This is a genomic window from Pilimelia columellifera subsp. columellifera (assembly GCF_039532605.1).
Lineage (GTDB): Bacteria > Actinomycetota > Actinomycetes > Mycobacteriales > Micromonosporaceae > Pilimelia > Pilimelia columellifera.
In genome coordinates, this window is sequence record NZ_BAAARY010000004.1 from 74,631 (window position 1) to 87,450 (window position 12,820).

The 12,820-nt window shown below is 69.4% G+C and carries 12 protein-coding genes and 1 tRNA gene; 1 reads left to right on the forward strand and 12 read right to left on the reverse strand.

Annotation, left to right across the window (positions count from 1 at the left end; genetic code table 11):
• Positions 1-6 precede the first annotated feature (6 nt).
• The 7 genes from ABD287_RS05990 to ABD287_RS06020 form a co-directional block, all read right to left on the reverse strand.
• Positions 7-1,350: a cytochrome P450 gene (locus ABD287_RS05990; protein ID WP_344169511.1), complete on the reverse strand. Its 1,344-nt coding sequence runs from the start codon at positions 1,348-1,350 to the stop codon at positions 7-9.
• Positions 1,351-1,394: 44 nt separating this feature from the next.
• A complete protein-coding gene (gene polA, locus ABD287_RS05995; RefSeq protein ID WP_344169871.1) occupies positions 1,395-4,070 on the reverse strand; it encodes a DNA polymerase I in 2,676 nt (891 codons plus the stop codon).
• Between the two features lie 131 nt (positions 4,071-4,201).
• Positions 4,202-4,912 carry an ABC transporter ATP-binding protein gene (locus tag ABD287_RS06000; protein WP_344169514.1) on the reverse strand — a complete coding sequence of 237 codons (711 nt, stop codon included), beginning with the start codon at positions 4,910-4,912 and terminating at the stop codon, positions 4,202-4,204.
• Positions 4,902-5,819 (reverse strand): ABC transporter ATP-binding protein, encoded by a 918-nt coding sequence (locus ABD287_RS06005; protein ID WP_344169517.1) that lies wholly within the window; start codon positions 5,817-5,819, stop codon positions 4,902-4,904. Before ABD287_RS06005 ends, ABD287_RS06000 begins: the two co-directional genes overlap by 11 nt.
• Positions 5,809-6,957, reverse strand: coding sequence for a branched-chain amino acid ABC transporter permease (locus ABD287_RS06010; protein WP_344169520.1), 1,149 nt, complete (start codon positions 6,955-6,957; stop codon positions 5,809-5,811). Before ABD287_RS06010 ends, ABD287_RS06005 begins: the two co-directional genes overlap by 11 nt.
• Complete coding sequence (locus tag ABD287_RS06015) at positions 6,954-8,003, reverse strand: branched-chain amino acid ABC transporter permease (RefSeq protein ID WP_425565509.1); 1,050 nt, start codon at positions 8,001-8,003, stop codon at positions 6,954-6,956. The genes ABD287_RS06010 and ABD287_RS06015 overlap by 4 nt, the downstream gene beginning before the upstream one ends.
• Positions 8,004-8,054: 51 nt before the next feature.
• Positions 8,055-9,212: a branched-chain amino acid ABC transporter substrate-binding protein gene (locus tag ABD287_RS06020; RefSeq protein ID WP_425565510.1), complete on the reverse strand. Its 1,158-nt coding sequence runs from the start codon at positions 9,210-9,212 to the stop codon at positions 8,055-8,057.
• Between the two features lie 356 nt (positions 9,213-9,568).
• On the opposite strand from ABD287_RS06020, the gene ABD287_RS06025 reads away from it, so the two are divergent.
• A tRNA-Leu gene (locus ABD287_RS06025) sits at positions 9,569-9,645 on the forward strand.
• Positions 9,646-9,719: 74 nt separating this feature from the next.
• Here ABD287_RS06025 and ABD287_RS06030 read toward each other — a convergent pair.
• The 5 genes from ABD287_RS06030 to ABD287_RS06050 all read right to left on the reverse strand — a co-directional run bounded on the left by ABD287_RS06030 (position 9,720) and on the right by ABD287_RS06050 (position 12,582).
• Positions 9,720-10,466 (reverse strand): SDR family oxidoreductase, encoded by a 747-nt coding sequence (locus ABD287_RS06030; RefSeq protein WP_344169528.1) that lies wholly within the window; start codon positions 10,464-10,466, stop codon positions 9,720-9,722.
• A gap of 17 nt (positions 10,467-10,483) precedes the next feature.
• Positions 10,484-11,107, reverse strand: a complete 624-nt coding sequence (locus tag ABD287_RS06035) for a potassium channel family protein (protein ID WP_344169531.1) — start codon at positions 11,105-11,107, stop codon at positions 10,484-10,486.
• A gap of 13 nt (positions 11,108-11,120) precedes the next feature.
• Positions 11,121-11,333: a hypothetical protein gene (locus ABD287_RS06040; RefSeq protein WP_344169533.1), complete on the reverse strand. Its 213-nt coding sequence runs from the start codon at positions 11,331-11,333 to the stop codon at positions 11,121-11,123.
• Positions 11,334-11,438: 105 nt separating this feature from the next.
• Positions 11,439-12,062 carry a response regulator transcription factor gene (locus tag ABD287_RS06045; RefSeq protein ID WP_344169536.1) on the reverse strand — a complete coding sequence of 208 codons (624 nt, stop codon included), beginning with the start codon at positions 12,060-12,062 and terminating at the stop codon, positions 11,439-11,441.
• A 121-nt stretch (positions 12,063-12,183) separates the two neighbouring features.
• Positions 12,184-12,582, reverse strand: coding sequence for a DUF6401 family natural product biosynthesis protein (locus ABD287_RS06050; RefSeq protein ID WP_344169539.1), 399 nt, complete (start codon positions 12,580-12,582; stop codon positions 12,184-12,186).
• Positions 12,583-12,820: the final 238 nt, after the last annotated feature.

Consider the following 12,820-nt stretch of genomic DNA (forward strand, 5'->3'; position numbering starts at 1 on the left):
CCGTGATCACTCCACAACCGGCAGGCGGACCGGCGCCGGCGTGAAACTGACCGGCAGCGACCGCAGGCCGCGGAAGTCCAGGCTGGGCAGCCAGGCAAGGTCCTCGGTCGCCAACCGGATGTCCGGCAACCGTCGCAGCAGCTCACCCAGCGCGATGGCCCCCTCCAGCCGCGCCAACGGGGCGCCCAGGCAGAAATGCGCCCCGTGACCGAACGTCAGATGCCTGGCGTCGCCGCGGTCCAGGTCGAGGCGATGCGGCTCGGTGAACGCGGCTGGATCGCGGTTGACCGCGCCCACCACGATGAGGATCGGCTGACCGGCGGCGACCCGGTTGCCGCCCAGATCCAGGTCCGCGGTGGCGCGTCGGAGCAACAGCTGGGCTGGCGGGTCGTAGCGCATCAGCTCCTCCACAGCCGCCGGCAACAGCGCCGGCCGTTCGGCCAGCCGGGCCCGCTCGGCCGGGTGCCGGAACAGGGCCAGCATCGCGCAGCCGATGAAGTGGGTCGTCGTCTCATGACCGCCGACCAACAGCAGCAGCGTGTTCGCCAGCAGCTCGTCGGTGGAGAGCCGGTCCGCGGCGGCCGCTGACAGCAACGCCGACAGCGGACCGTCGGCGTCGGCGGGGCGCGTGGCGAAGCGTCGGTCGAAGTACGCGAAAAGGCGTTCGACGGCGTCGGCTGCGGCGAGCGCCTCCGGCGGCGACGCGTTGGCGCTGCCGATCACCGTCGCCAGAGACCGGGACCAGGCGACGACCTGCTCCCGGTCGGCCGGCGGCACCTCCAGCAGGTCGCACACCACCCGGGCCGGCAGTGGCTCGGCGAACTCCGCGACCAGATCCATCCGGCCGGTCGGCGCCACCGCGTCGATCAGCTCGGCGACCAGGGCCGACACCCGGGGCCGGAGGGTGGCGATCGCACGCGCGGTGAACGCCCGGCTCACCGTGCCCCGCATCCGCGGGTGCGCCGGCGCGTCCACATAGATCATCTGGTGGGACAGGACCCTGGCGACCGGACGCAGCGGCGCCGGCGCCGCCGCCAGGTCCGGGTACCGCACCGACGACAGCCGCGGGTCCCCCGCTAGCGCGCTGGCCAGCTCGTAGCTGGTGACCACCCAGGACCGCAGCGGGCGGTCCCAGTAGCAGGGCCCACGCTCACGCAGCTGGTCGTAGAAGCCGTACAGGTCGGCCCGCACGTCCGGACGGACGGCCGCCAACAACGTGCGCGCCGGCCGCGGGCGCGCCAGAGCCGGGCCTGACTCCCCGACGGCCTCAGCGCCGCGGGCCGGGCCGGCGGCCCCCCGGGTGGCTCCCGGCGACAGGGTGGGGTCCTGGTGTTCACGCAGTGAGGACATCGGGGGCGAGCGTACCCGGCTGCCCCAGCCGGGCGGGCTCGGCGTCAGTGCGCGGCGGTGTCCCAATCCCTGCCGACGCCCACCGACACCTCCAGGTCCACCGACAGCTCACACGCCCCGCCCATCTCCCGGCGGAGCAGCGCCTCCAACGTCTCCCGCTCCCCCGGGCCGATCTCCAGCACCAACTCGTCGTGGACCTGCAGGAGCAGCCGGGACCGCATGTCCGCGGCCCGCAACGCCGCGTCGACCCGCAGCATCGCCACCTTGATGATGTCAGCCGCCGATCCCTGGATCGGGGCGTTGAGCGCCATCCGCTCCGCCATCTCCCGACGCTGCCGGTTGTCGCTCACCAGGTCCGGCAGGTAGCGGCGCCGGCCGAGCATCGTCGAGGTGTAGCCGTCCAGCCGGGCCTGGGTGACCAGGGCGCGTAGGTAGTCGCGCACGCCGCCGAACTGTTCGAAGTATCCGTCCATCAGCTTGCGGGCCTCCTCGGTGGAGATGCCGAGCTGGTTGGAGAGACCGAACGCCGACAACCCGTATGCCAGGCCGTAGTTCATCGCCTTGATCCGGCGCCGCTGCTCCGCGCTGACCTGTTCCAACGGCGCCCCGAACACCGAGGCGGCGGTGGCGGCGTGGAAGTCGGCGCCGGAGCCGAAGGCCTCGATGAGCGCCGTGTCCTCGGACAGGTGCGCCATGATCCGCATCTCGATCTGGCTGTAGTCGGCGGTCATCAGCGACTCGTACCCGTCGCCCACGACGAAGGACCGCCGGATCAGCCGGCCCTCCTCGGTGCGGATCGGCACGTTCTGGAGGTTCGGGTCGGTCGACGAGAGCCGCCCGGTGGCCGCGACGGTCTGAAAGAACGTGGTATGAATCCGGCCGTCGTCGGCGACGGACTTGAGCAGGCCGTCCACGGTGGACTTGAGCCGGGCCACGTCCCGGTGGCGCAGCAGGTGCTCAAGCAGCGGATGCCCGGTCTGGACGTAGAGGCCCTGGAGCGCGTCGGCGTCGGTGGTGAAGCCGGTCTTGATCTTCTTGGTGCGGGGCAGGTCCAGCTCGCCGAACAGGATCTCCTGTAGCTGTTTGGGCGAGCCCAGGTTGAACTCGCGGCCGATGACCGCGTGGGCGGCCTGCGCCGCCGCCTTCACGTCCGCCGCGAAGCGGGCCTCCAGCTCCGACAGGTAGTCGGTGTCGGCGGCGATGCCGGTGCGCTCCATCTGCGCCAGGACAGCGGTCAGCGGCAGCTCGACCTCGGCGAGCAGCCGGCCGGCGTCCGGGCCACCGGCGTCCAACTCCTCGTCCAACGCCACCGCCAGATCGACGGTGGCACGGGCACGCAGCATCAACGCCTGCTCAGCCTGGTCCTCGGCGCCGCCCAGGCCGTCCAGGGTGAGCTGCCCGTCGGCGGACCCCTCCACCCGCAGCTCCCGGTGCAGGTAGCGCAGCGCGAGGTCGTTGAGGTCGTAGGTGCGCTGGTCCGGGCGGGCCAGGTACGCCGCGAGGACCGTGTCGCGGGCCAGTCCACGCAGCGTCCAGCCATGGGCGGCGAACGCCAACAGCGCGGGCTTGGCGTCGTGCAGCACCTTCGGCCGGTCAGCGTCGGCGAGCCAGGCCGACAGGGCGGCCTCGTCGGTGGCGTCCAGGGCGGCCGGGTCCAGCCAGGCGGCCGGGCCGGCGGCGGTGGCCAGACCCATCCCGGTGAGGACGCCCGTGCCGCGTCCGAACGTGCCGGCCACGGCCACGCCGACCGGGTCGCCGTCGACGTTGGCCGCCAGCCACGGCGCCACCTCGCCAGCGGCCAGCACCTCGCCGGCCAGATCGAAACCGGCCTCCGCCTCCGGCTCGACGGCGTCCAGGTACTGGTAGAGCCGGTCGCGCAGAATCCGGAACTCCAACGCGTCGAACACCTTGTGGACGGCGTCCCGATCCCAGCCCGGCCAGCGGGCGTCCTCCACCCGCAGGGGAAGTTCGAGATCGTCGACGAGGCGGTTGAGCTGGTGATTGCGGAGCACGTCGGCCAGGCGCTCCCGCAGGCTCTCGCCGGCCTTGCCCTTGATCTGGTCGACGTGGGCGACGATGCCGTCCAGGCCGTCGAACTGCGTGATCCACTTCGCGGCGGTCTTCGGGCCGACGCCCGGGACGCCGGGCAGGTTGTCGCTGCTCTCGCCGACCAGGGCCGCCAGATCCCGGTAGCGGGACGGGCCGACCCCGTACTTGTCGGTGACAGCGGCGACGTCCATCCGGCGCAGGTCCGACACGCCCTTGACCGGGTAAAGGACCGTGGTGTTCGCGTCGATGAGCTGGAACGCGTCCCGGTCGCCGGTGCAGATGAGCACCTGCATGCCGCCCTCCCGGCCGCCCCGAGCGAGGGTGGCGATGACATCGTCGGCCTCGTAGCCATCCTTGGTCACCACCGGGATGCGCAACGCCGCCAACACCTCCTGGGTCAGGCTCACCTGCCCGGCGAACTCAGTCGGAGACTCCGAACGACCCGCCTTGTACTCGGCGTACTGCTCGGTGCGGAAGCTCCGCCGGGAAACGTCGAAGGCCACCACGATGTGGGTGGGCCGCTCGTCCCGCAGCACGTTGATGAGCATCGAGGTGAAGCCGTAGACGGCGTTCGTGTGCTGCCCGGTCGTCGTGGAGAAGTTCTCCACCGGGAGGGCGAAGAACGCGCGGTAGGCCAGCGAGTGGCCGTCGAGCAGCAGCAGGCGGGGCATGTCAGTCACAGCAGGCGACTCTAGCGGGCCGGGCTGACAACGCCTCCCACGCCCACGCCGCGGACGAGGGCGGGCCCGGACGGAATCATTGATGATCCCATTCGGGCCCGCCGGTCGTACCGCCTGCCTGGTCAGGCGACGCCGAGGTAGGCGTCCTTGATCGAAGGGTCGTGGAGCAACTCCTGGCCGGTCCCGGTCTTGGTGATGAGGCCGGTCTCCAGCACGTACGCCCGGTGGGCGCGCGAGAGCGCCTGCTGGGCGTTCTGCTCCACGAGCAGCACCGTGGTGCCCTGACGGTTGATCTCGACGATGATGTCGAAGATCTGCTGGATGACCATGGGCGCCAGGCCCATCGACGGCTCGTCGAGCAGCAGCAGCTTCGGCCGTGCCATGAGCGCCCGGCCGACCGCCACCATCTGCTGCTCGCCGCCGGACATCGTGCCGGCGACCTGCTTGCGCCGCTCGGCGAGCCGCGGGAACAGGCCGAACACCCGGTCCAGGTCGGCCGCGACGCCCGACTTGTCCTTGCGGGTGTAGGCGCCCATGTCGAGGTTCTCCAGCACCGTCATGCCGGGGAAGACGCCCCGACCCTCGGGCGACTGGCAGATGCCGCGACGAACGCGCAGGTCAGCCCGCAGTTTGGTGATGTCCTCGCCAGCGAACTGGATGGAGCCCTGGGCCGCCGGGCGGATACCGGAGATGGCCCGCATCGTCGTCGTCTTGCCGGCCCCGTTGGCGCCGATGAGGGCCACGATCTCGCCCTCGTTGACCTCGATGCTGATGCCGTGCAGCGCATCGATGCGGCCGTACCGGACCACCAGGTCCTTGATCTCAAGCAGCATCTTCCTGCACCCCCAGGTACGCAGCGATGACCTTCGGGTTCTCCCGGACCTCGGCCGGCGAGCCCTCGGCGATCTTCTTGCCGAACTCCAACACCACGATCCGGTCGGTGACGCCCATGACCAGACGCATGTCGTGCTCGATGAGCAGCACCGAGTAGCCGTTGTCCCGGATCCGACGGATGAGCTGGTTCAGCTCCTCCTTCTCCGCCGGGTTGAAGCCGGCCGCCGGCTCGTCCAGGCACAGCAGCTTCGGCTCGGTGGCCAGCGCACGGGCGATCTCAAGCCGCCGCTGGTACCCGTACGGCAGGTTGCGGGCCTGCTCGTTGGCCCGGTCGGCGATGCCGACGAAGCGCAACAGCTCCATCGCCTTGGCCTCGCCGGCCCGCTCCTCCAGGGTGTGCCGGCTGATGCCGAACGCTTTGGCGCAGGCCAGGCGGAGCGACTGCCAGGACCGGACCATGCCGTTGGTCGCATCGACCACCGGCAGCTCGTGCGGCTTGGGCTTGATCCGCGGCAGCCGGAACAGGGTGCCGGCGACGCTCGTCTTGTGCCGGGCGTCACACCCGACGATGACGTTCTCCAGCGCGGTCATCTCCGGGAAGAGCCGGATGTTCTGGAACGTCCGGGCGATGCCGAGATTGTTGATCTCGAACGGCCGGCGGCCGGTGACCGTCTGCCCGTCGAAACGCACCTCGCCGGCGGTGGGCTTGTAGACGCCCGTGATCGCGTTGAAGCAGGTCGTCTTGCCGGCGCCGTTCGGCCCGATGAGACCCAGGATCTCACCCCGGTAGAGGGTGAAGTTGACGTTGTCGAGCGCGACGACGCCACCGAAACGCAGGGTGACCTTGTCGATCTCCAGCAGCGGCACCCGGGCCTCGTCAGCCCGATTCTCCACGTTATGCGACATTGACCTTCGCCTCCTCCGCGCGGTCGTGCAGCTCGCGAGCCCGTCGCTTGCTGGGAATCAGGCCCTGCGGCCGCAGCACCATCACCGCGACCATCGCCATACCGAAGACGAGCACCCGGTAGTCGGAGAACTCCCGGAACCGCTCCGGCAGGTAGGTCAGCAGCACAGCGCCGAGCGCGACGCCGGCCATGTTGCCCGAGCCGCCGACGACGACCATCGCCACGAACAGGATCGACAGGTTGACGTCGAACTGGGACGGCTCGACGAAGCCCGCTTTACTGCCGTACAGGAACCCGGCGACGCCGCCGAGCGCGGCGCCGATCGCGAACGCCCACAGCTTGAACTTGAATGGGTACACGCCCATCACCGCGGCCGCGTCCTCGTCCTCGCGGATCGCCAGCCACGCCCGGCCGGGGCGGCTGTTCTCCAGCCGGCGCACCAGGAAGACGACGAACAGCACGACGGTGAGGGCCAGCCAGTACCAGGGTTTGGTGTCGATGATGCCGAACAGGTTCCCAGCGGCGGGCGGACCCGACGGGCCGGGCACCTCGCTGATGCCCTGGGCGCCGGAGGTGACGCCGTCCAGGTTCCGGGCGCAGATCCGGATGATCTCGCCGAAGCCGAGCGTGACGATGGCCAGGTAGTCACCGCGCAGACGCAGCGTCGGCCAGCCCAGGATGACGCCCGAGATCATCGCCAGGACGATGGCGATGGGGATACACAGCGCCCAGGCGACCGCCCAGTCCTGCGGCAGCCCCAGCTTGACCTGGAGGGCCTTGACCACCGGCGAGTTCGTCGATCCGAAGAGCGCGACGCTGTACGCGCCGAGCGCGAAGAAGCCGACGTAGCCGAGGTCGAGCAGGCCGGCGAGGCCGACCACGACGTTGAGGCCCAGCGCGATGATCACGTAAACGGCGCAGTTGAACAGAACCGCGGACCAGGCCGAGCCCTGGTCGGCCAGGTCGGTGCGCAGGTAGACCAGGCCCGGGATGCCCAGGAAGGGCAGGTAGTACAGGAACACGATGCCGGCCAGGGCGCCGAGCACGCGCTGCCACCTGGGCAGTCGCCGCCAGCGGTCGCCGATGCTGCCGCGTTGCCTCTTCGCCGCTTGTGCGGCGGCGGTGTGGTTGCCGCTCATGCGCGCGCCCTCCCCAGCGATTCGCCCAGCAGACCGGTCGGCCGGAACATGAGGACGACGACCAGGACCACGAAGGCGGCCACGTCCTCCCAACGAGACTGGAACAACACCGAGGCGTAGACCTCGACGACGCCCAGCAGCAGACCGCCGAGGAGCGCGCCGCGCAGGTTGCCGATGCCGCCCAGCACCGCGGCGGTGAAGGCCTTGAGGCCGAGCACGAATCCGACGTCGAACTTGGTGTAGCCGTACCGGACGTTCCACAGCAGCGCGGCGACGCCGGCCATGATGCCGCCGAGCAGGAAGATCAGCATGATGACGCGGTCCTGGTTGACGCCCATCAACGCGGCGGTGTCGGCGTTCTGCGCCACCGCGCGCACTCCCCGGCCGTACCGGGTCTTGTTGATGAAGACATCCAGGATGAACATCATCAGCAGGGCCGCTCCGATGAGCAGCAGGGTGTGGGTCTTGAAGACCACGCCGCCGATCGTGAAGATCGTGGTGTCCTCCAGCATCCGGGGGAAGTCCTGGATGTTCATCCGCAGCGGGATGTCGGTGCTCTTGCCAGTCATCCAGGCAGCGCCCCACAGCGCCATGAACTCCATGAGGGTGAGCGACACGCCGATGGCGGTGATCAGGAAGATCAGGGGCGGAGCGTTCATCCGCCGGAGCCGACGGTAGGCCACCCGCTCCACCAGCACCGCGACCCCGCCGGACGCGCCGGCGGCCACCACGGCGCCCACCAACAGGAAGACGATCGCCATGCCGATGCTCGGCGTCTCGGTCACGCCCATGAAGTGCCAGGCGCCGATCACCGCGACCGTTCCGATCATGAAGACCTCGGAATGCGCGAAATTGATCAACTTCAACACGCCGTATACCAGCGTGTAGCCGAGAGCGACCAGAGCGAAAATGGCGCCCTTCGATAGGCCCTCGACCGTATGTTGGCCGATCCCGCCAATCAGCTCATCCCAGTTCACAAAGTAGTCCTTCCACCACCATGGCTGGCGACATCGCGCCCCTCCCCAACAAAGCCCCGAATCAGACACCGGCGGCCGGGGACTGTCGTCCCCGGCCGCCGTGCTGACACGCAACTAGCGTTAGCTGAGCTTGATGTCCGTCAACGGCTCGAACTTTCCGCCCTTGACCTCGTACGCCCACACGACAACCTTGGAACGGTCGATGTCACCCTTCTCGTCGAACTTCAGGTGCTTCGACACGCCCGCCTTGTCGTACTTGTCGACCCACTCGGACAGCTTGGCGCGATCGGTGTTACCGGCCTTGATGCCCTCGAGCAGAATCATCGCGGCGTCGTAACCCTCAGCGCCGTAAGCGCCCGGGTCCGCGCCGTATTTGGACTTGAAGTCGGCGCTGAACGTACCACCGGCTTTCGTCGCGGGAAGGCACGGGCAGGTAACAATCGCGCCCTCGGCGTCCTTCGCGCCGCCCTTGGCGAAGTTGGCGTCGTAGAGGCCGTCGAAACCAACGAACTTGGCCGTGACACCAGCGGAACGTAGCTGCTTGATGAACGGCGTCGCCTCATTGGTGTAGCCGGCGTAGGCCACAACATCGGCGCCAGCGGACTTCACCTTAGAGACCGTGGCGGCGAAGTTGGACTGCTTCTCCTGGACCTTGTCCTCGCCAGCGACCAGGGCCCCGAGGCCCTTCTTCAGCTCGCCGGAGATACCGGCGCCGTAGGTCGAGCTGTCATCGACAATGAAAACCTTTTTGGCCTGGAGCGTGTCCTTGAGGTAACCGGCCGCTGCCGCGCCCTGCACGCCGTCGTGACCGACAACCCGGTGGAACGCGGAGTTGCCAGCCTCGCTCAGCTCGATAGCCGTGGCCGACGGGCTGACCATCGCCACGTTGCCGGCGGCGAACTTGTTCATGGTGGCCTTGGTCTCGCCGGAGAACCCACCACCGATGACGGCCAGAATGGCCGGCTTGCCGACGATCTGCTCGGCGACCTGCGGGGCCTGCGTCGGGCTACCGGTGGTGTCGAACTCAACGGGCTCGACCTTGCAGTTCTCCTTGGTGTTGAACTGCTCGATCGCCATCTTCGCCGACTGCACCGACGGCAGGAAGAGGCCCGAGTTCGAGCCGGTGATGGCCCCCATGATCGCGATCTGACCGGCGCACTCGCCGCTGGCGCCGCCAGCGTTGTTGTCACTACCGGAATCCTGACAACCAGCGACACCCGCGACAACGAACGTCGCTGCGGCAGCGCCAGCCAGCACACGTACAACCTTGTGCCTCACGGCTTGTAGACCTCCTGGTGATGCAGGCGCCGCTGTTCGCACGCCGACCGCCTCAAGAACCCCCGGTTTCCCGGGCCGGCGTTGCGTCGACGCCCTCGCGCCTGTCGCGGATGTAGAGGGCGGAGCGTAGCTGAGCCTAAAACCGACAGCGACCAGCGAGCAGGGCACACTACCAAACCGTTACCAAGACGTGCGCTTGCCAGACACCCTGGCAGGAAACGAGCGAGGTTGTTTTTCGTGACGACTGTCCCACTCGCGACGCGGCTCGCGAGACCTGCCGCAACGTCACAAAAGCCGCGACACGTCGGGCCCGGTCACGCGGCGGAGCACGACGACGGTACTCTGGTGGCCGCCTCGCCCCTGTAGACCAATCGGCAGAGTCGATGGACTCAAAATCCATTCAGTGTGGGTTCGAATCCCACCGGGGGCACCAACGCTGTAGCCGAGGACTGCGGCGGCAACGACACGGGAGCGTCCGACCCAGGTCGTCCGTGCTTAGGCGAGGCGTCACCGCCCGCCGGCGACGTCGACAAAGCTCCCGGTGATGAACGCCGCCTCAGCCGACAGCAGGAAGACGATGGCGTTCGCCACCTCCACCGGCCTGCCGGCACGACCCAGCGGAAGCGACGGGCCCAGCCGGGCGGCCCGGCCAGCGTCGCCGCCGCTGGCGTGGATGTCGGTCTCGATGATGCCAGGGCGGACCGCGTTGACCCGGATGCCCTCGCCGGCCACCTCCAACGACAGGCCGGTCGTGAAGGTGTCAAGCGCGCCCTTGGACGCGGCGTAGTCCACATACTCGTTGGGGGAGCCGAGACGGGCCGCCGCTGACGAGACATTCACGATCGCGCCGCCGGAGCCGCCGCGTGCCGTGGACATCCGCCGGACCGCCTGCTGGGCGCAGAGGAACGGCCCGATGACATTGACGCGCAACACCTCGGTGAGCCGGTCCACGGTGATCTGCTCCACCCGGCACTGGGTGGCCAGCACGCCGGCGTTGTTGACCAGCGCGGTGACCGGTCCCAGCTCGCGATCGACGGTGTCGAACATCCGGGCCACCGCGACCGGGTCGCCCACGTCGGCCGGCACCGCGATGGCGGCGCCCCCATCGTCCTCGATCGCCGTGACCGTGCGGGCGGCGGCCGCCGCGTTGTCACGGTAGTTGACGCACACCCGGTAGCCGCGCCGCGCGGCCAGCAGCGCCGTCGCGCGGCCGATCCCACGGGCGGCGCCGGTGATCACCACAACGTTCGACACGACCCAACGCTTCCTTCTCAGCGGGACTGTCGTCGCGGCCGGAACCGGCTGACCGATACCGCGACCACCGAAACCAGGAACAGCTGACCGACCAGCGCCTCGACCACCGTCACCGCCCGCGCCAGGTTCCCGCCCGGCACGATGTCGCCGAAGCCGATCGAGGTGAGCGTGACGACGCTGAAGTACAACGTGTCAGACGGGGTCGGTGGCTCCCCGACGCCCCGCAGATAGTGCGGCTGGAAGGTGACGCCCAGGTTGTGGATGGCGGCGAACAGCAGGGCGAGCAGCAGGTACACGCTGAGCACCATCATCATCACCGCGCCGTCCACCTCCGGGCTCCGCACCACGCTTGAGCCGATCAGCGCGATCGTCGCCCCGACGAGGACGGCGGTCGACGCCGAGGTGGTGACGTCCCGCGCCGCCTCCGAGCCGGCCACCGCGGCGAGGCCCGACCCGACGAGCATGGCCCCGACGGCGGCGGCGACCCACGCCGACCACCGGCGGCCGTACCGTCGACTGTTGACCAGGAGGACGACCAGACCGCCCAGGATCGCCACGTTCGCCAGGCCCAGCAGCCAGGCCGGCATCGCGATGACGAGCGCGTAGAGCAGGACGATGCCGCCGAGCGCGTACCGGTACACGTAGCCGCCGGTCTCAGCGTTGGAGACGGACCAGGGTCTCCTCGCCCATCAACCCGGCCCGTCCGGCTACCGTCGTCTCGAAGGCGATGCCGGTGGGCTCCTCGGCTTTCAGGCGGGTGCGGTGTCCGCGTTCGTATTCACGGTCGAGCACCAGCTTCTCCATCAGCTCCGCCCAGTGCGGCTCTGGCGGCACGTCCGCGTCATGCTTCTTGCGGCGACGCTCCATGGCGGTTCCCTCCGGTAGCTGAACTGTCCCTGTCAGCCTGGCGCCTGTCCGCCGTCCGGGCGACGGGATTTCATAGCTGCGGAGCAGGGCGCCCGAACGAGCAGCTCAGATGAGGCCCTGACGGACCGCGTAGGCGACGGCGTGCGAGCGGTTACGCAGTTGCAGGCGGGTGGTGACGTCGTGGAGAACGTTCTTGACGGTGCGCTGGGAGTAGCACAGCCGGGTGGCGATCTCGGCGGTGTCCAGCCCCTCGGCGACCAGGCGCAGCACCTGCACCTCGCGGTCGGCGAGTCCGCTGAAGTGCAGCCCGCGGGGGCTGAGCACCTGGCGCTGGAGCCGGCCGACCTGGTCGAGGAGCCGGCCCAGCAGGTCCGGCGGCAGGGTGCCGTCGCCGTGCGCGGCGGCCTGGATGACCGCGACGAGACGCTCCGGCTCAGCTTCAGTGCGGCGCAGCAGGCCGGCGATGCCCGCCTCCACGGCCGCGACGAGGTCGCCGTCTGCGACATGGGTCGCGACCAGGACCAACCGGGCGTCGTGGGTACGCCGGAGCGTGCGTAACTGTCGCAGCGCGACGTCGTCCACCGATTCGACGACCACCAGCGCGACGTGCGCCGACGCTGACTCGTCCGGGCTGAGCAGAGCGACCTCTGGACGTTCGTGGAGTTGGCTGGAGACGCCTACCTGGGAGATGGGGTCATCGGCGACGACGCAGACAGGGATCCGGTCCATCAAGTCCTCCCATCGTGCGGGTGTCAGCCCTGACCCGTGTGCGCGGTCTGAGCCTACCCACGGGCGCCCGGCTGACACGCCGGGTTTGCCCAAGAGGACGACAGATGGGGAACTGACGGGGTCAGAGCCAGTCGGCCTCTTCGGCGATGGCGCAAACCGCGAGCAGCCGGACCAGGTGCCACGGCGCGGCGGACCAGTCGAGGAGGGGCGTGACGGCCTCGCCAGGCTCGGGGAGCGGCCTGCCCATGCGCTGGGCCGCGAAGAGCACCGACCGCGCATAGCTGACCAGCGACGGGATGGTGAGCTGTCGACCGGACCGCCGGACCGCCTCGCGGATCGCGGCGGCCTGCTGGTCGAGCTCGGCGAGGAAGCCCGCGTTGCCGAGGGCGTAGGTGAGCCCGTCGACACCCAGCCGGGCCATCAGCTCGTCAAGGACATCGGCCGCGGCGACGCCCGACGCGTCGGCTGGGGTCCCGGCGGGGGCGGTGTCGGCTACGGCCCGAAGAAAGTCGCTGGTCATGGCCAAGACGCTAGGCGGCTGGCGCCGACGAGGGAACAGGGGTAACCCAACGGCACCCGAGCACGACCCGACTGACCCCCAGGCGGTCGGAGTAAACCGTGCCGGTAGAGCAAAAGCGTCGAAACCAGGACTAGCCAAACGGTTCGGAGATTGGTCTGATTTCCCACTTCAGGGCGACGACGACCCGCCAGTAACGTCGGTCATCCGCTGGCGCCGCAACGCCAAGGGAAGCAGGGGG

Coding starts and splice junctions, on each gene's coding strand:
- ABD287_RS05990 (WP_344169511.1), bottom strand. CDS start 1,350: ATGTCCTCACTGCGTGAACACCAGGACCCCACCCTGTCGCCGGGAGCC.
- polA (WP_344169871.1), bottom strand. CDS start 4,070: ATGCCCCGCCTGCTGCTGCTCGACGGCCACTCGCTGGCCTACCGCGCG.
- ABD287_RS06000 (WP_344169514.1), bottom strand. CDS start 4,912: ATGCTGCTTGAGATCAAGGACCTGGTGGTCCGGTACGGCCGCATCGAT.
- ABD287_RS06005 (WP_344169517.1), bottom strand. CDS start 5,819: ATGTCGCATAACGTGGAGAATCGGGCTGACGAGGCCCGGGTGCCGCTG.
- ABD287_RS06010 (WP_344169520.1), bottom strand. CDS start 6,957: ATGAGCGGCAACCACACCGCCGCCGCACAAGCGGCGAAGAGGCAACGC.
- ABD287_RS06040 (WP_344169533.1), bottom strand. CDS start 11,333: ATGGAGCGTCGCCGCAAGAAGCATGACGCGGACGTGCCGCCAGAGCCG.
- ABD287_RS06045 (WP_344169536.1), bottom strand. CDS start 12,062: ATGGACCGGATCCCTGTCTGCGTCGTCGCCGATGACCCCATCTCCCAG.
- ABD287_RS06050 (WP_344169539.1), bottom strand. CDS start 12,582: ATGACCAGCGACTTTCTTCGGGCCGTAGCCGACACCGCCCCCGCCGGG.